The organism is Streptococcus sp. HMSC063B03 (assembly GCF_001836965.1).
GTDB classification, from domain to species: Bacteria; Bacillota; Bacilli; order Lactobacillales; family Streptococcaceae; genus Streptococcus; species Streptococcus pneumoniae_F.
Genome location: NZ_KV831039.1, coordinates 1 through 296, shown reverse-complemented (window position 1 = coordinate 296; position 296 = coordinate 1). Strand labels below are relative to the sequence as shown.

The 296-nt window shown below is 46.3% G+C and carries 1 protein-coding gene; it reads left to right on the top strand.

Annotated elements, in window-relative coordinates:
• Positions 1–296: hypothetical protein (locus HMPREF2628_RS04775; RefSeq protein ID WP_142350499.1), on the top strand; the 296-nt coding region annotated here is incomplete at both ends.

Below are 296 nucleotides of genomic sequence, written 5' to 3'. Positions count from 1 at the left end.
GTTTCAAGCCTTCCTGAAGGAGCGAAAGCACGAGTTCAAGCGAGAACACTTAAGGATGGACAAGAAAGTTGGACAGATCTTGGTGCCATTACATCTAGTCTCCAAACCTTTGCTATCCGAAATGGTGGTTCTCTTCTAGATGTTAAACTGGTCTGGGAAGGTGGCAAGGCTGAGTTTTATGAATTGGCGAGCTTCTATCAAGAATTGACAGAAGAACCGGTTCAATCAAGCAAGGGTGAAGAACCAGCACCAGTGCTTGAGGTACCAGCCTACACAGGTCCATTATCAACCGTAGG